Consider the following 20,100-nt stretch of genomic DNA (forward strand, 5'->3'; position numbering starts at 1 on the left):
TCGTGGAGAACGCATCGAAATGCAAGCCGAACCGTCCGCCTTCGTGCTCGATCCCCGCCTGGAAGCGGACACGACACCGGTCTGCGATCTCGCGCTGTGCCGGCTCCTCCTGATGCGCGACGCGCGCTGGCCCTGGCTGATCCTCGTGCCGCAGCGCGTCGGTCTTGTGGAGCTCTTCGATCTGGACGACGCCGACCGCGGGCAGCTCCTCGACGAGGCGAACGCGGTGGCCAGGGCGCTCGATGCCGCGACGCGCCCGGAGAAAATCAACATCGGCGCCCTCGGCAACGTGGTGCGGCAGTTCCATCTGCATGTCGTCGCGCGCTCGTCCGGCGATCCCAACTGGCCAAGGCCGGTCTGGGGCTTCGAGAGCGCCCTCCCCTATGGCTCCGGCGCCGACGAGGCGCTGATCCGCTCCGTCAAGCAAGGCCTCCGCTGATGTCCGACGCCCCCATCCGCCTCGGGTTTGCCGCCAACGCCCTGCGCCGCGACGGCGAGTTGCGGACCGACGCCTCGCTCGAGGAGGCGCTCGACCACCCGCAGGCGCGCGTCTATCTGGCCTCCAAGGGTCAGTGGCTGTGCCGCGGCGGCGACGCCCCCAATCCCGTCTTCACCGTCGCGGAGGCGCAGGCCATTCTCGGGTCCTCGCCGATCGAGATCCTTCTCGGCCACGACGACGCCGGCGTGCCGAGGCTGGTGGCCGGCATCGACGCGCTCGAGCCGCCGGAAGGGATCGCCCTTTGGGACCTGCGCACGCTCGGCATGCGCGAGCTTCTGCGGCCCGACATGGAAGGCGAACTCGCTCAGGGCGCTCATCTTCTGAACTGGCACGCCTCGGCCCGCTTCTGCGGCCGATGCGGCACCCCGACCGTGTCTGAGGCCGCCGGTTTCCGCCGCCGCTGCACGGGCTGCGAGCATGTCGTGTTCCCCCGCACCGATCCCGTCTCGATCATGCTCGTGCACGACGGCGAGGGGCGCTGCGTGCTCGGTCGCCAGCCGCATTTTGCGCCGGGCATGTGGTCGTGCCTGGCCGGCTTCATCGAAGCCGGCGAGACGCTGGAGGATGCCGTGCGCCGCGAGACGCTGGAGGAAGCCGGCCTCGTGGTCGGCGCGGTGCGCTACCACTCCTCGCAGCCCTGGCCGTTCCCCGGCTCGCTGATGATCGGCTGCATGGCGGAGGCTCCGCAGGCGCCGATCACCTTCGATGCGGCCGAGCTCGAAGCCTGCCGCTGGTTCGACCGGACCGAGGTTCAGGCGATGCTGGAGCACCGGCATCCCGACGGCCTCGTCGCACCTGCCCGATTTGCGATCGCCCACCATCTTCTGGCTGCCTTCGCAAGCGGCAACGAGCTGCCTTGAACCAAGGCATTAAGATTTCATGAACGACAAATTGGCTGAGTTATGCACGCGCTGCACAACAGACGTGCTAAACCTGCTCTCCTTTTAGGCACCTGCGAGGCGTATATCGGGGTCAACGAATTCTGTTGCTCCCCGAGGCTCCCATGCTCAACTCCATTGCCAAGCGTTTTCAGTCCTTCCGCTCGCACCGCCGCACCGTCATCGAACTCAACAGCATGGACGACCGCATGCTGAGCGACATCGGCGTGATGCGCGGCGACATCGAGCGCATGGTTCGCATCGGTCGCTGAACCGAGACACCGCACCGAACATGAAAAAGGCCCCGCTCTGGCGGGGCCTTTTTCGTTGGCGCCCTACTCCGCGGCGCCGGGATGCGTCGGTCGGTCGGGCGAGGCGGGATAGACGCCCATGATCGAGACGCGCTTGGAGAAGAAGCGCAACTCGTCAAGCGCGCGGGCGACGCCGGGGTCGTTCGGATGCCCCTCGATATCGGCGAAGAACTGCGTCGCCACGAACTTGCCCTCCAGCTGGTAGCTCTCGAGCTTGGTCATGTTGATGCCGTTGGTGGCAAAGCCTCCGAGCGCCTTGTAGAGCGCGGCCGGCAGGTTGCGCACCTCGAAGACGAAGGTCGTCACCACCATCTCGCCGGACCGCGGCGCCCAGAGATCCTCGCCGCGGCCCGGCCGCGACAGGACCACGAAACGCGTCGTGTTGTGCTCGGCGTCCTCGACGTTCTCGGCGAGGATGTCGAGCCCGTAGAGCTCGGCGGCCAGCCGGGGCGCCAGCGCTGCGACGTCGCGTTCCGCCATCTGCGAGATGATGCGCGCCGCACCCGCCGTATCGCCGGAGATGACCGGCTTCCAGCCGTTGCGCCGGAGGATCCCGCGGCACTGGCCGAGCGCGTGGATGTGGCTGTGCACCTCGCGGATGTCGGCAAGGCCCGTGCCGGGCTTGGCCATCAGCTGGAAGCGGATCGGCAGGAAGAACTCGCCGACGATCTGGAGGCCCGACACCGGCAGGAGGTGGTGGATGTCGGCGACGCGGCCGGCGATCGTGTTCTCGATCGGGATCATCGCAAGGTCCGCCTCGCCGCGCGTCACGGCGGCGAGCGCATCCTCGAAGGTCGGGCACGGCAGCGGCTCGAGGCCGGGATACATCGTCCGGCAGGCGGTGTCGGAGTTGGCACCCGGCTCGCCCTGGAACGAGATCCGGTTCGAGCGCGTCGCCGGCTCGAAGAAGCGGCGGGCTTCCTCCAGCTGGTGGGGCATGTCGACGCCGAGCGGCACGGCCTCGACGATCTCCGCGTCGATCCGCATGCCGGCCTCGAGCGCGCGCAGCTGCTCGAGCTTCTCGCGCGTCTCCAGCGGCGACGGCGGCAGCGCCACGAAGCGCGCGAGCGCCGTGCGGCGATAGGCGTAGATGCCGACATGGTGATAGAGCGGCCCGTCGCCCGTCGGGGCGGTCGCGCGCGTGAAGTAGAGCGCGTTCAGCCGGTTCTCGGCGAGCGGCGTGCCGATCAGCTTGACGACGCTCGGGTCGGCCCGGTCGGCGGGGTTCTCGATCTCGACGGCAACGGTCGCGATCTCGCAGGCGGGATCGGCGAAGGGGCGCAGCACGGCCCGGATCGTCTCCGGCTCGATCGTCGGCAGGTCGCCCTGCAGGTTGATGATCGTCTCCACCTCGCCCGCGGGATCGAGAGCTTCCAGCGCCTCGAAGATGCGGTCGGAGCCGGACTGGTGGTGCGAGCCCGTCATCACCGCATCGAAACCCGCAGCCGTGACCGCATCGCGAATCGCCGCGTCGTCGCACGCCACCACGACGCGACCGATACCGGCATCGCGGGCCCGCTCGGCCACGCGCACGATCATCGGACGTCCGCCGATGTCGGCCAGGGGCTTCATGGGAAGCCGGGTCGAGGCCAGCCGGGACGGGATCAGGATCAGGGTGGACATGGGTCGGGACTCTGGTGCGGCCGCAGGAAATTTAGGCGAAGCTGTGACAGGAGGGCGCTTGATCGATTCCGATCGGAATGTCAGAACGCTTCCAATTGACGGGCTTGAGCCAGGCTGCCGGGAACCGGCGGGCCGCGCTCCGTGTCCGTGGAACGTCGAAAGCGCGTGTCGTCGGCCCCTTGCGCCGGCTGCAGAGGGAGCCGCCCTTTATCATGAATTCGTTCGAGGCCAACAAGATCTTCGGTGCCCTCCTCGGCACCGTGTTCGTTCTGTTCGGCGGCAGCCTTCTGGCCGAAGGCATCTTCCATGCCGAGGCGCCCGAGCAGCCCGGCTTCGCGATCGCCGTGCCCGATGCTCCCGCCGGCGGGGGCGCCGCGCCAGCAGCCAACGAGGTGACGCCGGTCGGCCAGCTGATGCAGAACGCCAATGCCGAGGCGGGCGCCGCGATCTTCAAGCGCTGCCAGGCGTGCCATTCCGGCGAGAAGGGCGGACCCAACAAGGTCGGTCCCGATCTGTGGGACGTCGTGAACCGCCCGATCGCCTCGCACGAGGGCTTCAGCTACTCGGCCGCGATGACCGAGTTCTCGCAGGGCAAGACGGTGGTCTGGGACTGGGATCACCTCAACCACTTCCTGCATGGGCCCAAGCAGTACATCAAGGGCACGGCGATGGGCTTTGCCGGCATCGCGAAGGACCAGGAGCGCGCCGACCTCCTCGCCTATCTCGGCACCCTGTCGGACAACCCGCCCGCACCGCCCGCACCGGACGCCGGCGCGCCGGCCGGCGGTGAAGCGGCGGCGGCTCCGGCCGAGACCGCCCCGAACGCCACGACCAACACCAACGCCCTGCCGAACGACGCGGTGACGCAGCCCCAGGGCGCCGGCACGACCGACCAGACCACCGGCGCAGCGCCGACCGCGCCGGCGTCCGGCACGGTTCCGGCCACCGGCACCAACGCCGAGAACCGCCCCGCCGGCGCGCCCGTGCCGCCGACCGAGCCCGGACAGGCCGCGCCCTCGCAGCCCGGCACGCAGGCTCCGCAGGAGAACCCGGCGCCTTCCACCCCTCCCGCCGCGGCACCGGCTGCGCCCGCTCCGGCCGAGCCCGCAGCTCCGGCGCCTGCCGCGCCCGCTCCGGCGCCCCCCGCCGCCCCGGCTCCGGCGCCGGCAGCTCCGGCTCCAGCCACTCCGGTCGCTCCGGTCGCTCCGGTCGCTCCGGTCGCTCCGGCGAACAACGCGGCTCCCGCGCCGGCACCGGCCCAGTAAGGCCGTCCAAGACCGCAACCCTTCATGAAAGCCGGGCCGCAAGGTCCGGCTTTCGTCGTTCCGGGCCCTGCGAACGCGGCCGGCTCTCTGGACAGGGGCGAGGTGAAGCTTACACTTTCGTCACCACGGCCTTTTGCCCGAGGAAGGCCACAAAGCTCGGGCGGGGTCCGGGCATCCGGTGCGCGCGCCGCGCCGGCCCTGCCAGATGGAGATCGATTTGCCGCCAGTCTCGCGCGCCCTGACCGCCCTGACCCTGACCGCTCTCCTGGCCGTCGGCATTCCGTTCGCAGCGGCGCAGGACCAAACCGCCCCAGCCGCTCCCGCTGGCGCGGCGGCACCGGCCGGGATGGAAGCGGGGGAATGGCGCAGCTGGTCGTCGCTGATCCGGCCCTCGAAATACGGCAACGACTTCCGGCACTATGATTTCGTGAACCCGGATGCCCCGAAGGGCGGCCGCCTCAATCTGCAGGCGGCGGGCACGTTCGACAGCTTCAATCCGTTCCCCGTGCGCGGCACGCCAGCTGCGGGCTTTGCCGCATTCGGCGGCGGCATCGCCTACGATACCCTGATGGATCAGGCACTGGACGAGCCGGGCGTCAGCCACGGGCTGATCGCCGAGGCGATGCGCTATCCCGCCGACTTCTCGTCCGTGACCTTCCGCCTCGACCCGGCAGCCAAGTTCCACGACGGCCAGCCGATCACCGCCGAGGATGTCGTCTGGACCTTCCAGACCGTGACGCGGCTGTCGCCCCTCTATGCCAACTACTATCACAACGTGACGGGCGCCGAGGTCACCGGCGAGCGCGAGGTGACCTTCCGCTTCAACCAGACGGGAAACCGCGAACTGCCCAACATCATGGGCGATCTCGTGGTGCTGCCCAAGCATTTCTGGGAGGGCACGGACGCGCAGGGCGCCAAGCGCGACATCGACAATCCGACGCTGGAGATCCCCGTCGGCTCCGGCCCCTATCGCGTGAAGGCCTACCAGCCGGGCTCGACCATCACCTGGGAGCGGGTGCCGGACTACTGGGCCGCATCCAAAGGCCCTCGCGTCGGGCGCTATAACTACGACGAGATCCGCTACACCTACTTCCGCGACCAGAGCGCGGGCTGGGAAGCCTTCAAGCGCGGGGGCTTTGCCGACTACCGCTCCGAGAACAGCGCCGGTCGCTGGGCGCAGGGCTACGACTTTCCCGCCTTTCGCGACGGCCGGGTGAAGAAGGAGGCCTTCCCGTCCGAGACCGGCGAGCCGATGCAGGGCTTCGTGATGAACACGCGGCGCGACAAGTTCGCCGACCCGCGCACGCGCCAGGCCCTGACGCTCGTCTACAATTTCGAGGAGATGAACCGGTCGCTGTTCTACGGCCAGTACAAGCGCACCACGAGCTACTTCCAGGGCACCGAGCTCGCCTCGTCGGGCCTGCCGAGCGAGGCGGAGCTGAAGATCCTCGAGCCGCTGCGCGGCGAGGTCCCGCCCGAGGTCTTCACGACGCCCTTCACGCTGCCGGACTATTCGGACCCGGCCGCCGAGCGCACGTATCTCCGGCAGGCCTTCGAGCTCCTGACGCAGGCCGGCTGGAAGCGACAGGGCTCGCAGCTGGTGAATGCCAAGGGCGAACCGTTCCGGATCGAGTTCCTGGCGGCCGACCCCTCGTCGAGCCGCGTCATCGACCCGTTCGCCAACCAGCTGAAGCGCCTGGGCATCGAGACCTCGACGCGCATCGTCGACGCCTCGCAGTATCAGGCGCTGACCAACAATTTCGAGTACGACATCGTCACCGACGTGATGGCGCAGTCGCTCTCGCCGGGCAACGAGCAGCGCGACTTCTGGTCGAGCGCGGCGGCGAACCAGCCGGGCAGCCGCAACGCGGCCGGCATCCGCAATCCTGCGGTGGACGCGATCATCGAGAAGATCATCTACGCGCCCGACCGCGACAGCCTCGTCGCCGCGACCCATGCGCTCGACCGGGTGCTGCTCTGGAACTTCTACGTCGTGCCGCAGTACCACAACCCGTCGATCTGGCTGGCCTGGTGGGACAAGTTCGGCATGCCCGCGACGCGCCCGGCCTATGCGGGCATCGATCCCTTCTCGTGGTGGGTGAAAGGCGAGGTCGCCGTGAACACGCCGGAGGACCAGGCGGCCGCGGGCGCGCCCGACCCGGCTACCGCCCCTGCCATTCCGCCGCAGCGGCCGTGAGGCGCGGCGCGTGACCGAAAGCTTCATCCGCATCAGCCGCCGCCATTTCGGCAAGCTGGCGCTCGGCGCTGCGGCCAGCGCCGCCCTCCCCCGCCTATCCTTCGCCGACAACCCGGCCGACACACCGCTCTATGGTCTCTCGGCGTTCGGCGATCTGAAATACCCGGCCGGCTATACGCAGTTCGACTATGCAACGCCGGACGCGCCGGAGGGCGGGCGGTTCACCTTCACCGTGCCGTCCTGGTACTTCAACCAGTCGCCCGACACGTTCGACACGTTCAACACGCTCGTCCTGCAGGGCAACGCTCCGCCGCGCATGGAAATGCTCTACGAGGGCCTGATGCTCTCGACGCTGGACGAACCGGACGGGCTCTACGGCCTGCTCGCCGAAAGCGTGTCGATCTCACCCGACGGCAACCGCTTCACCTTCCGGCTGCGGCCCGAAGCTTGCTTCTCGACCGGCGCGCCGGTCACCGCGGCCGACGTCGTGTTCTCCTACGAGACGCTGAAGCGGGAGGGCCATCCGAGCCTCGCAATCCAGCTTCTGGAGGTGCGAGAGGTCGTGGCCGAGGACGAGCGCACGGTGCGGATCGTCTTTTCCGGGCGCCAGACCGTGCCGACCGCTCTCGCCACCCTCTCGATACCGATCGTCCCCGCCGCGTTCTTCCAGAACCGCCCGTTCGGTCAGGGCGGCTTCGACGTGATCCCCGGCTCGGGTGCCTGGGGCGTCGGGCGCTACGCCGCCGGCCGCTACATCGAATACGAGAAGCGCGCGGACTACTGGGGCCGCGACATGCCGTTCGCCAAGGGGCTCGGACATTTCCAGACGATCCGCGTCGAGTGCTTCCGCGATCGGCAGGCCTCGCTCGAGGCCTTCAAGAAGGGCGACGTCACCTATCGCGAGGAGTTCACGACGAGAGCCTGGGCGAGCGAGTACAACTTCCCCGCCATCCAGGACGGCCCGGTGAAGCGCGACACGTTCCCGGAAGAGAAGTGGCCGAACTTCCAGTGCTGGGCGCTGAACCAGCGCCGCGCGCAGTTTTCCGACGCGCGGGTGCGCCGCGCGATCAACCTGTGCTTCGACTTCGAGTGGACCAACGCCAATCTCCTGTTCGGCCTGCGGCTGCACTCGCAGTCCCCGTTCGAACTGTCGGACTATGTCGCGACCGGCGCGCCCTCTCCTGAAGAGCTCGCCGTGCTGGAGCCGCTGCGCGCCGACCTGCCGCCGGAAGTCTTCGGCGAGGTCTGGACGCAACCCGTCACCGACGCGTCGGGGCGCGACCGGCGCATCCTGCGGGAAGCCTCCGAGCTCTTCGCCGCTGCCGGCTGGACGCGCCGGGGCTCGGCGCTCGTCGATGGCGCCGGCCAGCCGTTCCGGCTCGAATACCTCCTGAACGACCCCGAGCAGGGCCGCGTCTACGGCAAGATGGTCGAGAACATGAAGCTCTTGGGCGTCGACGCCTCGATGCGCGTCGTCGATGCCGCCCAGTACCAGGACCGCCTCAGCCGCTTCGACTTCGACATGATCCTCTGCCGCTTCGGCCTCAACGGCACCCCGACGCGCGAGAGCCTGACGAGCTTCTTCGGCTCCACGTCCCGCGACCGGCCGGGGTCCTACAACTATCCCGGCATGGCGAGCCCGGCGGTGGACGCGCTTCTCGACCGTATCGGCGAGGCGAAGACGCGCGACGAGCTGACCGTCCTGATGCGCGCGCTCGACCGCGTGCTGCGCTGGCGGCTCGACTGGATCCCCAACCTTCACGCCCAAGGCCACAACGTCGCCTGGTGGGACATGTTCGGCATGCCCGTCACCAAGCCCGATTACGGCTTCCCGGTGGAACAGCTCTGGTGGTACGACGAATCCAAGGCCAAGGCGGCCGGGCGGGCCTGACCGCGCCCACCGACGCTTTCGCACAACGGGACCGCTGAATGGCAGCCTACATCCTCCGACGTCTGCTCCTGATGATCCCGACCCTGCTCGGCATCATGGCCGTGTCCTTCGTGGTCATCCAGTTCGCACCGGGCGGGCCGGTGGAGCAGATCGTGGCCGGGCTGCAGGGCCAGGGCGGCGGCGCGGCCGATCGCCTCGGCGGCGGCGGGGGCGACATGGCCGCGCAGGGCGGCGACACGTCGGGCTATCGCGGAGCGCAGGGGCTGGACCCCGAGTTCATCCAGCGGCTCAACGAGCAATTCGGCTTCGACAAACCGGCCTGGCAGCGCTTCGGCGAGATGATCTGGAACTACGCCCGCTTCGACTTCGGCACGAGCTTCTTCTCCAACGCCACGGTCGTCGACCTCATCATCCAGAAGCTCCCGGTTTCGATCTCGCTCGGCCTCTGGATCACGCTCCTGTCCTACGCGATCTCGATCCCGCTCGGCATCCGCAAGGCACTCCACGAGGGCTCGCGCTTCGACACCTGGACGAGCGCCGTCATCATCGTCGCCTACGCCATCCCCGGCTTCCTCTTCGCGGTGCTCCTGATCGTCCTCTTCGCGGGCGGCTCGTTCCTCGACTGGTTCCCGTTGCGCGGGCTCACCTCCGACAACTGGGCGCAGCTCTCCTGGCCGGAGCGCATCGTCGACTACTTCTGGCACCTGACGCTGCCGCTGATCGCGCTGTCGCTCTCGGCCTTCGCCACGACGACGCTGCTGACGAAGAACTCGTTCCTCGACGAGATCCGCAAGCAGTACGTGACGACCGCGCGCGCCAAGGGGCTGACCGAGCGCCGCGTCCTCTACGGCCACGTCTTCCGCAACGCCATGCTGATCATCGTCGCGGGCTTTCCCGGCGCCTTCATCTCGGCCTTCTTCGCCGGCTCGCTGCTGATCGAGACCATCTTCTCGCTCGACGGGCTCGGCCTCCTCTCCTTCGAGAGCATCTACAAGCGGGACTACCCGGTGGTCTTCGCCACGCTCTACATCTTCTCGCTCATCGGACTGCTGACGACGCTGATCTCCGACCTCACCTACACCTGGATCGATCCGCGCATCGACTTCGAGCGGCGGGAGGTCTGATCCGATGACCGACACCATCGAGGATCGCAACGCGAAGGATCGCCCGCCCGAGCCCGCGACGCTGCGCGAGGCGCAAGGGGGCGCGAGCGGCGTGGCCCAGAACGCGCCGCCGGTCGTTGCCATCGGCACGCCCTCCCGCCTGTCGCCGCTCAATCAGCGCCGCTGGCAGAACTTCAAGGCCAACCGGCGCGGCTGGTGGTCGCTCTGGATCTTCGCGATCCTCTTCGTCGTGACGCTATTCGCCGAGTTCGTCGCCAACGACAAGCCGATCCTGATCTCCTACAAGAACGAGTACTACGCGCCGATCTTCACCGACTATCCGGAGGAGGTCTTCGGCGGGTTCCTGCCGGTCACGAACTACCGCGACCCGTTCATCCAGGACGAGATCGCCGCCAACGGCTGGATGATCTGGCCGCCGATCCGCTACTCCTACCAGAGCGTCAACAACGAGATTCCGACGCCCGCCCCGTCGCCGCCGTCCTGGACCTTCTCCAAGGAGGAGCGCTGCGCGCGCTACAGCCAAGGCGTCAACGACCCCAACTGCACGGTCGGCAACTGGAACTGGCTTGGCACCGACGACCAGGCGCGCGACGTCCTCGCTCGCCTGATCTACGGTTTCCGCATCTCGGTCCTGTTCGGCCTGATCCTGACCGCCGCCTCGGCGGTGATCGGGGTCTTCGCGGGTGCCGTGCAGGGCTATTTCGGCGGCTGGGTGGACCTTCTCTTCCAGCGCTTCATCGAGATCTGGTCCTCGATCCCGGTCCTCTACCTCCTCCTCATCGTCGCCGCGATCCTGCCGCCCGGCTTCTGGATCCTTCTCGGCATCATGCTCCTGTTCTCGTGGGTCGCCTTCGTCGGCGTCGTGCGGGCCGAGTTCCTGCGCGCGCGCAACTTCGAATACGTCAACGCAGCGCGGGCGCTCGGCGTCGGCGACTGGACGATCATGGGCCGACACCTCCTGCCCAACGCGATGGTCGCGACCTTGACCTTCCTGCCGTTCATCCTGAACGGCTCGATCACGACGCTGACCTCGCTCGACTTCCTCGGTTTCGGCCTGCCGCCGGGCTCCCCCTCGCTCGGCGAACTCCTGGCGCAGGGGCGCAACAACCTGCAGGCGCCCTGGCTCGGCATCTCCGGCTTCGTGGTCCTGTCCCTGATGCTGTCGCTTCTCGTCTTCGTCGGCGAGGCGGTGCGCGATGCGTTCGACCCCCGCAAGAGCTTCCGGTGACCGCGTCATGAGCGACCATCACGGCCATTCGCACGATCACGGCGACCACGATCACCACGACCATGCCGCGCATGCGAGCCACAAGCGGCTCGGCATCGCGGCGGCCCTCACCGGCCTTTTCATGCTGGCGGAGATCGCGGGCGGTCTGATCTCCGGCTCACTTGCGCTTCTCGCTGACGCCGGGCACATGTTCGTGGACTTCGCAGGCCTCGTGCTCGCCTTTGCCGCCGCGCGCCTCGCGCTTCGGCCGGCCGACGCCAAGCGGTCCTACGGCTACGACCGGTTCCAAATCCTCGTCGCCTATTCCAACGGCCTCGTGCTCTTCGGCATCACCGCCGTGATCGTCTACGAGGCGTGGCGGCGGTTCACGGAGCCCGTCGAGATCCTCGCCGGCCCGATGCTGGTCGTCGCCGTCGCCGGTCTCCTCGTCAACATCGCGGCCTTCTATGTGCTCCACGGGGGCGACAAGGAAGACCTCAACATGCGCGGCGCGCTGCTGCATGTCCTGGGCGACCTTCTCGGCTCGGTCGCCGCGATCGTCGCCTCGCTGGTGATTCTGGCCACCGGCTGGACGCAGATCGATCCGATCCTCTCCGTTCTCGTCTGCCTGCTGATCCTCACCAACGCCTGGCGGCTGGTTCGCGAATCCGCGCACGTCCTCCTGGAAGGCGCACCGGCCGGCGTCGACGGCCAGGAGGTCGGTCGGCATCTACGTGCCGCGATTCCCGGCATCGAGGACGTCCACCACGTCCATGTCTGGATGATCACGCCGCGCCGGCGCGCCGCGACGCTGCATGTCTGCGTGCCCGAGGGCGCCGACGGGACGGCCGTGGTGCGCCGCGTGAAGGCGATGCTGAGCGCCGATTTCCGGATCGAGCACGCGACGGTGGAACTCGAGCATGGGCACTGCGCCGATGCCGGAAGCGCCTGCGGCGGCGACCACGTCCATGACCACGCGGGTCATGACCACGCGGGTCATAACCACGCGCACCATCACCACGCCCATGACCACGGACATCGTCACGACCATGGGCATCACGGGCACGACCACGCCCATGGCACCCTGCCCCGTCCGGCCTGAGAGGATGAGAGCCGCTTGAGCCAGATCGCTCCCCGCCCCGACGCCAGCGCACCGCTTCTCGACGTGCGCGACCTGAAGGTCGCCTTCCACCAGAACGGCGAGACGAGCCTTGCCGTCAAAGGCGTGTCCTTCGCGATCCACAAGGGCGAGACGGTGGCGCTCGTCGGCGAGTCCGGGTCTGGCAAGTCCGTCTCGGCGCTGTCGATCCTGAAGCTCCTTCCCTATCCGTCCGCCAGCCATCCCGACGGCACGGTGGTCTTCGAGGGGAAGGATCTCATCGCCGCCGACGACAAGGCGCTGCGCGGCGTTCGCGGCAACAAGATCTCGATGATCTTCCAGGAGCCGATGAGCTCGCTCAATCCGCTTCACACGATCGAGCGGCAGATCGGCGAGGTGATGAAAATCCACCGCGGCCTGTCCGACCGGGCCGCGCGCGAGCGCACGCTGGAGCTTCTGCATCAGGTCGGCATCCGCGAGCCGGAAAAGCGGCTCGGTTCCTACCCCCACCAGCTGTCGGGCGGCCAGCGCCAGCGCGTGATGATAGCGATGGCGCTCGCCAACGAGCCGGACCTTCTCATCGCCGACGAGCCGACGACGGCGCTCGACGTGACGGTGCAGGCGCAGATCCTGGAGCTCCTGAAGCGGCTGCAGGCCGAGCGGGACATGGGCCTCCTCTTCATCACCCACGATCTCGGCATCGTCCGACGCATCGCCGACCGCGTCTGCGTGATGTATCGCGGCGAGATCGTCGAGACCGGGCCGACGGCCGAAATCTTCGCCAACCCGCAGCACGCCTACACCAGGCACCTTCTGGCGGCCGAGCCGAAGGGCCGCCCACCCGCAGCCAACGCCAATGCGCCGCTCGTCATGGAAGGCAAAGGCGTGAAGGTCTGGTTCCCGGTGCGCACCGGCCTGATGCGGCGCGTCACCGACCATGTGAAGGCGGTGAACGGCATCGACATCGCCGTGCGCGCGGGGCAGACGGTCGGCGTCGTCGGGGAATCCGGCTCGGGCAAGACGACGCTCGGCCTCGCGCTCTGCCGGATGATCGCGAGCGAGGGCGAGATCCGCTTCGACGGGACCCGGATCGACACCAAGTCGTCGCGCGAGATGCGCGACTGGCGCGACCGTATCCAGATCGTGTTCCAGGACCCCTACGGCTCGCTCAGCCCCCGCATGCCCATCGCCGACATCGTGGCGGAAGGCCTGCAGGTGCATCAGCCGAAACTGTCGAAGGCGGAGCGCGACGCGCGCGTCGTCTCGGCGCTGGAGGAAGTGGGTCTCGACCCCGCGACGCGCTTCCGCTACCCGCACGAGTTCTCTGGGGGCCAGCGCCAGCGTGTCGCCATCGCTCGCGCCATGGTGCTTAATCCGCGCTTCGTGATGCTGGACGAGCCGACCTCGGCGCTCGACATGAGCGTACAGGCGCAGGTCGTCGACCTCCTGCGCGACCTCCAGCGGAAGCACGACCTCGCCTATCTCTTCATCAGCCACGACCTCAAGGTCGTGCGCGCGCTCGCCAACGAGGTGATCGTGATGCGGGGCGGCGAGGTGGTGGAGCGGGGGCCTTCGGAAGAGATCTTCGAGCGACCGAAGACCGACTACACCAAGGCCTTGATGGCTGCCGCCTTCCGCATCGAGACGGCTGCCGGCGAGGACGTCGCCCAGTGAGCGTGCCGACCTACCGCTCCCGCCTAGAGGACCAGGCGCTGGACTTCACCGTCAGCGAGGAACGGCGCGTCTTCGACGGCTTCCGGCCGCTCGACGTCCTGACGCTCAGCCACGAGCCGCTCGGCGACGCGCAAGGCGCCCGCGTGCGACGCGAACTCGTGCGCGGCGGGCGCTGTGCGGTGGTCATCCCCTACGATCCTGCGCGCGACGCGATCGTGGTCATTCGCCAGTTCCGCATCGGCGCGGCGCTCGCCACCCCGCACGCCGCGCCGCTGGAACTGCCGGCCGGCGGCATCGACGAGGGCGAGGACCCGTCGAGCGGCGCGGCCCGCGAGCTGACGGAGGAAACGGGGCTGGTGCCGCGCGCGGTCGCCCATTGCTTCTCGATCCTGTCGACGCCCGGCCTCACCGACGAACTCGCCATGATCTTCCTTGCGATCGTCGATACCGGACAACTCTCCGGCCGCGGCGGCAAGGCCGATGAGGACGAGGACATCCTCGCCATAGCCGCCCCCTTCGAGGACCTCTTGGCCGCGGTCGACCGCGGCGCCGTGCAGAACGGGTTCCTCGTCGCAGCGACACATTGGTTCGCGCGCCACGGCCGCGCCCATGCGAAGCTCCTCGCCGATTCGACGCAAACGGACTGAGACACGTGAGCATCCTTCTTTCCGTCACCGGTTTCGATCCCTCGCGCTGGACGGAGGCGTTGCTCGCCGCCGCGCCCGACGAGACGATCGTGCTGCGCCCCGCGAGCGCGGCGGACGACAGCATCGACTACGCCGTCGTCTGGAAGCAGCCGCCGGGCGTCCTGTCGAACTTGCCCAATCTCCGCGCCGTCTTCTCGCTCGGCGCGGGCGTCGACCACATCCTGCGGGACAAGACCCTGCCGGACGTTCCGATCCTGCGCATCGTGGCGGACGACCTCACCGCGCGCATGAGCGAATACGTCGTCTGGCGCGTGCTCGACCATCATCGCCGCGGGATGACCTACCGCGCGCAGCAGGCGGTCCGGATCTGGAACGAGCGGCGCCAACCGGCGGCGTCCGAGATCGAGGTCGGTATCCTCGGGCTCGGCGAACTCGGGCGCGACGCCGCCGAGAAGCTGAAGGCGCTGGGCTTTCGGGTCGCGGGCTGGAGCCGTCGGCCGAAGTCGATCGAGGGCGTCGAGTGCTTCGACGGCGACACGGGCCTCGATGCAATCCTCTCGCGCGCCGACATCCTCGTCGTGCTTCTGCCCCTGACCCCGGACACGACAGGCATGATCAACGACGGCTTCCTGTCGAAGCTGAAGCGCGAGACGCCGCTCGGTACGCCCTCGCTGATCAATGCGGGTCGCGGTGGCCTCCAGAAGGATTCCGCGATCCTGCGTGCCCTGAACGACGGGCGGCTGATGGAAGCCTCGCTCGACGTCTTCGAGCGCGAGCCGCTGGCGTCCGACAGCCCGCTCTGGCGCCACCCGCGCGTCTTCGTGACGCCGCACGCGGCGGCCTCCTCCGACCCGGCGGCGCTGGCGCCGATCATCATGGCCCAGATCGCTGCGCATCGGCGCGGCGAGAGCCTTCACAACATCGTGGACCGCAGCGCGGGCTACTGATCAGCCGAGACGCCGCCGGACGGTGACGGGCGAGCCTTTGGCGAGCGCCCGCGCCTCGGCCGACGCCAGCGGCTCGGCAGCCGTCATCATGTGATGGGCGTTGGCGTGGAGCAGCGTTTCCGCATCCAGCATGATGCCGACATGGCCGCGCCAGAACACGAGATCGCCGCGGCGCAGAGGCTCGTCGGGGCCGAGCGCATGCCCGAGCAACGCCGCCTGGAGATCGGTGTCGCGGGGCGCCTCGATCCCCGACAGCTGGAGCGAAAGCTGCACGAGACCGGAGCAGTCGATGCCGGACGGTGACTTGCCGCCCCAGAGATAGGGCACCCGCAGAAACCCTTCCGCCACCGAAACGAAATCGGGCGCGACGGCGTCGATCGGCTTAAGATGCTGCGAGACGATCGCGCCGAACGGTGCGATCAGCGTGTAGATGGCGTTGGGGTCGGTCGCCTGGCCCTGCGCGGCGACGCTCGCGCCGAGCATCAGCTCGCGCATCGGGGGGCGCTTGATGTCCGGTCCCGGAAACACGAAGGTGCGGGGCACGCAGACGCGATGGGTCGCCTTGGGTGCCGGGCCGGAGAGGATCGCGGCCGTCGGCATCCAGCCGACATAGCGGTCGCGCTCCAGCTGGACCCAGCACCAGCCCTCCGGCGTCTCCTCGAAGATCGTCACCGCCTCGCCGTGCAGCGCCTGCGTTTCGAGCGGGGCGTCGGGCGAAGGATGGCGGCGCAGGTCTGCGAGCGGTGCATCGACATGAGCCGGCTCGCCCGCCACGAAGCGGTCGGCCTCGACGCGCCCGCGCAGGCGTTCGTCGGCAAGGTCCGGCCGCGCCGCGTGGAGGCGCCGATCGAGAGCCACGGTCATCGCGCCAGTCCTCCGGCCTCGTCGACCAGCCGGTCGGCCATCTGCGATACGAACAGGCTGCCCTTCACCGTCCGCCGCACGAGAACGTTGCGAAGATCGGCCGGGTCGCGGCGGCGCTCCAGAAGTTCGAGGCGCCCCATCGTGTCGAGCGCGCGCGTGACGACAGGCTTCGTCACCTTCAGCCGGTCGGCAAGGCCGCGCACCGTGTGCGGGGGCGGTTCGAGATAGACGGTGAGGAGAATGGCGGTCTGCCGCGTCGTGAGGTCAGGCCCCGCGTCGCGCGCCTGCTTTAATGCGTTGCCATGCAACAGCCGAAGCGCCTGCGCCGGCCGGATTTCGATACCCATTCTCGGTCCCCACCCCGAACCGGCCCTCGTTTCGGAGCCGGTTCGGTCACAGGACAGAGGAATTAAGGCCGTTTCAAGAGGACGGATAGCGCTCGCGCAGAACTTTCGCGAGCGCGCGGATCGCCTGCGCCTCGCCGCCCGCCTGTCCCGTCGGCCCGGCCTGCGGTCGCCAGCCGAAGACGTCGAAATGCACCCAGGATTTCGCCTGCGAGACGAAGCCCTGAAGGAACAGGGCGGCGGTCACGGAACCGGCGAACCCGTCGGTGGTGACGTTGTTGATGTCGGCGATCTTGGAGGCGAGGTTCTTCGTGTAGGGCTTCCAGAGCGGCAGGCGCCAGAGCGGATCGTGCACGGCGGCGCTGGCATCGGCGATCGCAGCGGCCAGCGCCTCGTCGTCGGTATAGAAGGGCGGCAGGTCCGGCCCGAGCGCGACGCGTGCGGCCCCTGTCAGCGTCGCCATGTCGATCAGAACCTCGGGCGCCTCCTCGTCGGCGAGCGACAGGGCGTCGGCCAGAATCAGCCGCCCTTCCGCGTCCGTGTTGCCGATCTCGACCGTCTTGCCGTTGCGCGAGCGCAGGATGTCGCCGGGACGGAAGGCGTTGCCGGCGATCGCGTTCTCGACGGCGGGGATCAGGACGCGAAGGCGGACGTGCAGTTTCTCGCCCATCACGATGCGCGCGAGGCCGAGGGCGTTCGCCGCGCCGCCCATGTCCTTCTTCATCAGAAGCATGCCGGACGCCGGCTTGATGTCGAGCCCGCCCGTATCGAAGGCGACGCCCTTGCCGACCAGCGTCACACGTGGGCCGTCGGCCGGGCCCCAGGTCATGTCGATGAGGCGCGGGGCGACGGCGCTCGCGCGGCCGACCGCATGGATCATTGGGAAATTCTCGGCCAGCAGCGCATCGCCGGTGATCACCGACACCGCGGCGCCGAACTCCTCGGCCAGCGCGCGGGCGGCCGCCTCGATCCCGTCGGGTCCGAGATCGTTGGTCGGGGTGTTGATGAGGTCGCGCACCATCGCGACGGCGTCGGCATGCAGGCGCACCCGCGCCTCGTCGGCGCCTTGGGGCAGCGCCAGACGCGCGCCCTCTTCGCCGGGCTTGGAACGGTAACGATCGAAGCGATAGGCGCCCATCAGGAAACCCAGAGCGGCAAGGTCCGGGTCGAGCCCGTGCCCGTCGGCGAGCGCCCAGTCGCCGGCCGGCAGCGCGTTCGCGAGCGCGCCCACGAGAAGCGCACGCTCGGCCGGGCTCGCGCCCGCACCGCCGAGGCCGAGCGCGGCGGAGCCGGGTACACCCTCAGCGCCCGGCGCCACGAGGACGCCGCCCGCGCCCCCCTTCCAGCCCATCGCCTGCGCCCAGGACCCGAGCGGCGCGGGCAGGCTGCCGAGGTCGCCCTCCCCCACCGGATGGACGGGGCGGGGGTCGTGAGCGGCGGACAGGAGGCGATCGGTCATCTCACACGGTTCCTCGCGTGCGCTCCAGAGGATTAAGGGAGCGGTAAGGTTAACGATTTATGGCTTTGACGACAGACAGCACAGCCGGATCGGGACCCATGCGCGCCTTCGAACCTTCCAACCGGTCCGCCGCCTCGCTCGAGGCTGGGGCCTACGCCCGCTCCGGCACTCGCGCAAGGCGTCTGGCGCTGGCAGGCGGTTTCCTGACGCTGGCGCTCCTTGCCGGATGCAACCAGACGTCGCGCATGCACACGGGCTCGATCGGCCCATCGACTGCCTCCAGCACCACCACCGCGCCGCGCGGCGAGCCGTCCCTGTCGGAAATGACGACCGACCAGTTGGCGAATGCGGTGCGCGCCTATGGCGCGCGCTACGAGGGCAATCCGAAGGACAAGGCGAACGGCCTCGCCTTCGCCTCGGCGCTGCAGATGACCGGGCGCAACGAGCAGTCGCTGGCCGTGATGCGCCAGGTGGCGATCGCCCATCCCGACGATCGCGACGTGCTTGCGGCCTACGGCAAGGCCTTGGCCGCGGCCGGCGACCTGCCGAAGGCGTTGGAAACCGTCCGCCGGGCCCAGACGCCGGACCGTCCGGACTGGCGCCTCATGTCGACGGAAGGCGCGATCCTCGATCAGCTCGGCCAGCCGGAGAAGGCGCGGGTCCTCTACGAGCGAGCCCTTGTGCTTCAGCCGAACGAGCCCTCGATCCTCTCCAACCTCGGCATGTCCTACCTCCTGTCGAAGGACCTGCCGAAGTCCGAGACCTATCTCGCACGCGCCGTGAAGCTGCCGGGCGCGGATGCACGCGTGCGCCAGAACCTGGCGCTGGTGATGGGTCTTCAGGGTCGCTTCGACGAAGCCGAGCGCACGGCGTCGGCCGTGCTCAGCCCGGACGAGGCGAAGGCCAACGTCGCCTATCTCCGCCAGATGCTGTCGCAGAAGAACACGTGGTCGGAACTGGCTGCCGAGGATCGCGGCTAGGCGGTCGACCAACCGAATTGAAGACGAGATGAAGAGGCCCGCGCTCCCGCAAGGAGGCGGGCCTTTCGTCGTCGGGCTTCAGCGCTGCATGATCTGGATCACGGCGGGGCCGATGATCACGGCAAAGAGCACCGGCAGGAAGAACAGGATCATCGGGACGGTGAGCTTGGGCGGCAGGGCCGCCGCCTTCTTCTCGGCGGCCATCATGCGCATGTCGCGGCTTTCCTGCGACATGGTGCGCAACGCGACGCCGAGCGGCGTGCCGTAGCGCTCGGCCTGGATCAGCGCGGTCGAGACCGAGCGCACCGATTCCATGCCGGTGCGCGAGACGAGGTTCTCGTAGGCCTGCCGGCGCTCCGGCAGATAGGACAGCTCGGCGCAGACCAGCACCAGTTCCTCGGCGAGCTCGATCGACTGGATGCCGATCTCGTCGGCGACGCGACGGAACGCGGCCTCGATGGAATTACCCGATTCGACGCAGATGAGGAGAAGGTCGAGCGCATCCGGCCAGGCGCGGCCGATCGACTGCCCGCGCTTGGCTGCCCGGTTCTTCACATAGAAATTCGGTGCGTAGAAACCGGCATAGGCCGCCGAGATGCAGGCGAAGATGCGGGCCGGCAGCTTGTAGCCGTCCATCAGCCCAAGGCCGAAGATGTAGAAGGCGGCCAGAAGGCCGAAGACCAGCGGCAGCGCCACGCGGCAGAACAGGAAGAGCGTGGTGGCGCGCTGCGTGCGAAGGCCCGCGACCTTGAGCTTCGTGAGCATCGCGTCGTCGAGCAGCGCGTTGCGCAGCTCGAGCTTCTCGACGACGCGCGCGGCGAAGGAGCGGTCCTGCTCCTTGCGAAGCCCCTTGCCCCGCCCGGCATCGCGCTCGCTCGCCATGCGCGCGCGCTCGCGAGCGCGCAGCTCGTCCCGCTCCAGCGCCACCGATCGCATGCGCGTCTTCATCTCGCGCCCGCTCATCAGGGGAAGGGCGATCGACAGGAAGGTCGCGAACACGGCGACCGCGACGAGGAGCCCGAGCGCTGCCTCCGGCGAGAGACCGAAAAGTTTCAGGACTGCGTCCATGGGCGCTGCACCTTGCGGGAAAA

The 20,100-nt window shown here is 68.8% G+C and carries 18 protein-coding genes and 1 pseudogene; 13 read left to right on the forward strand and 6 right to left on the reverse strand.

Features of this window, described 5'->3' with window-relative positions:
- Nucleotides 1-19 precede the first annotated feature (19 nt).
- From BM175_RS07785 to BM175_RS07795, 3 genes are all read left to right on the forward strand, one after another.
- Nucleotides 20-439 (forward strand): HIT domain-containing protein, encoded by a 420-nt coding sequence (locus BM175_RS07785; RefSeq protein WP_090961627.1) that lies wholly within the window; start codon nt 20-22, stop codon nt 437-439.
- Nucleotides 439-1,359, forward strand: coding sequence for an NAD(+) diphosphatase (gene nudC / locus BM175_RS07790; protein WP_090961630.1), 921 nt, complete (start codon nt 439-441; stop codon nt 1,357-1,359). Before BM175_RS07785 ends, nudC begins: the two co-directional genes overlap by 1 nt.
- A gap of 143 nt (nt 1,360-1,502) precedes the next feature.
- Nucleotides 1,503-1,649, forward strand: coding sequence for a DUF1127 domain-containing protein (locus BM175_RS07795; RefSeq protein ID WP_082505848.1), 147 nt, complete (start codon nt 1,503-1,505; stop codon nt 1,647-1,649).
- A 63-nt stretch (nt 1,650-1,712) separates the two neighbouring features.
- On the opposite strand, the gene BM175_RS23045 is transcribed toward BM175_RS07795, so the two are convergent.
- Nucleotides 1,713-2,627 (reverse strand): prephenate dehydratase, encoded by a 915-nt coding sequence (locus tag BM175_RS23045; protein WP_090961893.1) that lies wholly within the window; start codon nt 2,625-2,627, stop codon nt 1,713-1,715.
- Nucleotides 2,601-3,311: pseudogene (locus tag BM175_RS23050) on the reverse strand (3-deoxy-manno-octulosonate cytidylyltransferase); the annotation flags it as partial. The gene BM175_RS23045 and the pseudogene BM175_RS23050, both read right to left, overlap by 27 nt.
- Nucleotides 3,312-3,523: 212 nt before the next feature.
- On the opposite strand from BM175_RS23050, the gene BM175_RS07805 reads away from it, so the two are divergent.
- The 9 genes from BM175_RS07805 (at nt 3,524) to BM175_RS07845 (ending at nt 15,362) form a co-directional block, all read left to right on the forward strand.
- A complete protein-coding gene (locus tag BM175_RS07805) occupies nt 3,524-4,576 on the forward strand; it encodes a c-type cytochrome (protein WP_090961634.1) in 1,053 nt (350 codons plus the stop codon).
- 205 nt (nt 4,577-4,781) lie between these two features.
- Entirely contained in the window at nt 4,782-6,773 is a 1,992-nt protein-coding gene (locus BM175_RS07810; RefSeq protein WP_175526793.1) for an extracellular solute-binding protein, read from the forward strand.
- 10 nt (nt 6,774-6,783) lie between these two features.
- On the forward strand, nt 6,784-8,664 hold the full coding sequence (locus tag BM175_RS07815) for an extracellular solute-binding protein (protein ID WP_090961637.1): 1,881 nt from the start codon (nt 6,784-6,786) through the stop codon (nt 8,662-8,664).
- Nucleotides 8,665-8,702: 38 nt separating this feature from the next.
- Complete coding sequence (locus BM175_RS07820; RefSeq protein WP_090961640.1) at nt 8,703-9,788, forward strand: microcin C ABC transporter permease YejB; 1,086 nt, start codon at nt 8,703-8,705, stop codon at nt 9,786-9,788.
- A gap of 4 nt (nt 9,789-9,792) precedes the next feature.
- Entirely contained in the window at nt 9,793-11,016 is a 1,224-nt protein-coding gene (locus tag BM175_RS07825; protein WP_244545919.1) for an ABC transporter permease, read from the forward strand.
- A 7-nt stretch (nt 11,017-11,023) separates the two neighbouring features.
- On the forward strand, nt 11,024-12,097 hold the full coding sequence (locus BM175_RS07830; protein WP_090961643.1) for a cation diffusion facilitator family transporter: 1,074 nt from the start codon (nt 11,024-11,026) through the stop codon (nt 12,095-12,097).
- A gap of 15 nt (nt 12,098-12,112) precedes the next feature.
- Nucleotides 12,113-13,768 carry an ABC transporter ATP-binding protein gene (locus BM175_RS07835; RefSeq protein ID WP_175526794.1) on the forward strand — a complete coding sequence of 552 codons (1,656 nt, stop codon included), beginning with the start codon at nt 12,113-12,115 and terminating at the stop codon, nt 13,766-13,768.
- On the forward strand, nt 13,765-14,415 hold the full coding sequence (locus BM175_RS07840; RefSeq protein WP_090961646.1) for an NUDIX domain-containing protein: 651 nt from the start codon (nt 13,765-13,767) through the stop codon (nt 14,413-14,415). The genes BM175_RS07835 and BM175_RS07840 overlap by 4 nt, the downstream gene beginning before the upstream one ends.
- Nucleotides 14,416-14,420: 5 nt before the next feature.
- Nucleotides 14,421-15,362 (forward strand): 2-hydroxyacid dehydrogenase, encoded by a 942-nt coding sequence (locus BM175_RS07845; protein ID WP_090961649.1) that lies wholly within the window; start codon nt 14,421-14,423, stop codon nt 15,360-15,362.
- Here the strand turns inward: BM175_RS07845 and BM175_RS07850 are convergent, their stop codons facing one another.
- The 3 genes from BM175_RS07850 to BM175_RS07860 all read right to left on the reverse strand — a co-directional run bounded on the left by BM175_RS07850 (nt 15,363) and on the right by BM175_RS07860 (nt 18,029).
- Complete coding sequence (locus BM175_RS07850) at nt 15,363-16,226, reverse strand: C40 family peptidase (protein ID WP_090961652.1); 864 nt, start codon at nt 16,224-16,226, stop codon at nt 15,363-15,365.
- Entirely contained in the window at nt 16,223-16,573 is a 351-nt protein-coding gene (locus tag BM175_RS07855) for a MarR family transcriptional regulator (protein ID WP_090961655.1), read from the reverse strand. The genes BM175_RS07850 and BM175_RS07855 overlap by 4 nt, the downstream gene beginning before the upstream one ends.
- A 73-nt stretch (nt 16,574-16,646) precedes the next feature.
- Complete coding sequence (locus BM175_RS07860) at nt 16,647-18,029, reverse strand: leucyl aminopeptidase family protein (RefSeq protein WP_090961658.1); 1,383 nt, start codon at nt 18,027-18,029, stop codon at nt 16,647-16,649.
- Between the two features lie 98 nt (nt 18,030-18,127).
- Between BM175_RS07860 and BM175_RS07865 the strand changes: the two genes are divergently transcribed.
- The gene (locus BM175_RS07865; RefSeq protein WP_090961660.1) at nt 18,128-19,009 is read left to right on the forward strand and encodes a tetratricopeptide repeat protein; all 882 of its coding nucleotides are present in this window, start codon (nt 18,128-18,130) and stop codon (nt 19,007-19,009) included.
- Nucleotides 19,010-19,087: 78 nt separating this feature from the next.
- On the opposite strand, the gene BM175_RS07870 is transcribed toward BM175_RS07865, so the two are convergent.
- Entirely contained in the window at nt 19,088-20,077 is a 990-nt protein-coding gene (locus BM175_RS07870; protein ID WP_090961663.1) for a type II secretion system F family protein, read from the reverse strand.
- Nucleotides 20,078-20,100 lie beyond the last annotated feature (23 nt).

This window comes from Aureimonas phyllosphaerae, from assembly GCF_900113065.1.
In the GTDB taxonomy this organism is placed as follows: domain Bacteria; phylum Pseudomonadota; class Alphaproteobacteria; order Rhizobiales; family Rhizobiaceae; genus Aureimonas; species Aureimonas phyllosphaerae.

Excerpts from the sequence above, each read along its gene's own strand:
- BM175_RS07810 (WP_175526793.1), top strand. The coding sequence starts at position 4,782 with ATGGAGATCGATTTGCCGCCAGTCTCGCGCGCCCTGACCGCCCTGACC.
- BM175_RS07870 (WP_090961663.1), bottom strand. The coding sequence starts at position 20,077 with ATGGACGCAGTCCTGAAACTTTTCGGTCTCTCGCCGGAGGCAGCGCTC.
- BM175_RS07820 (WP_090961640.1), top strand. The coding sequence starts at position 8,703 with ATGGCAGCCTACATCCTCCGACGTCTGCTCCTGATGATCCCGACCCTG.
- BM175_RS07830 (WP_090961643.1), top strand. The coding sequence starts at position 11,024 with ATGAGCGACCATCACGGCCATTCGCACGATCACGGCGACCACGATCAC.
- BM175_RS07855 (WP_090961655.1), bottom strand. The coding sequence starts at position 16,573 with ATGGGTATCGAAATCCGGCCGGCGCAGGCGCTTCGGCTGTTGCATGGC.
- BM175_RS07805 (WP_090961634.1), top strand. The coding sequence starts at position 3,524 with ATGAATTCGTTCGAGGCCAACAAGATCTTCGGTGCCCTCCTCGGCACC.
- BM175_RS07795 (WP_082505848.1), top strand. The coding sequence starts at position 1,503 with ATGCTCAACTCCATTGCCAAGCGTTTTCAGTCCTTCCGCTCGCACCGC.
- BM175_RS07865 (WP_090961660.1), top strand. The coding sequence starts at position 18,128 with ATGCGCGCCTTCGAACCTTCCAACCGGTCCGCCGCCTCGCTCGAGGCT.
- BM175_RS07825 (WP_244545919.1), top strand. The coding sequence starts at position 9,793 with ATGACCGACACCATCGAGGATCGCAACGCGAAGGATCGCCCGCCCGAG.
- BM175_RS07860 (WP_090961658.1), bottom strand. The coding sequence starts at position 18,029 with ATGACCGATCGCCTCCTGTCCGCCGCTCACGACCCCCGCCCCGTCCAT.
- nudC (WP_090961630.1), top strand. The coding sequence starts at position 439 with ATGTCCGACGCCCCCATCCGCCTCGGGTTTGCCGCCAACGCCCTGCGC.
- BM175_RS07785 (WP_090961627.1), top strand. The coding sequence starts at position 20 with ATGCAAGCCGAACCGTCCGCCTTCGTGCTCGATCCCCGCCTGGAAGCG.
- BM175_RS23045 (WP_090961893.1), bottom strand. The coding sequence starts at position 2,627 with ATGCCCCACCAGCTGGAGGAAGCCCGCCGCTTCTTCGAGCCGGCGACG.
- BM175_RS07850 (WP_090961652.1), bottom strand. The coding sequence starts at position 16,226 with ATGACCGTGGCTCTCGATCGGCGCCTCCACGCGGCGCGGCCGGACCTT.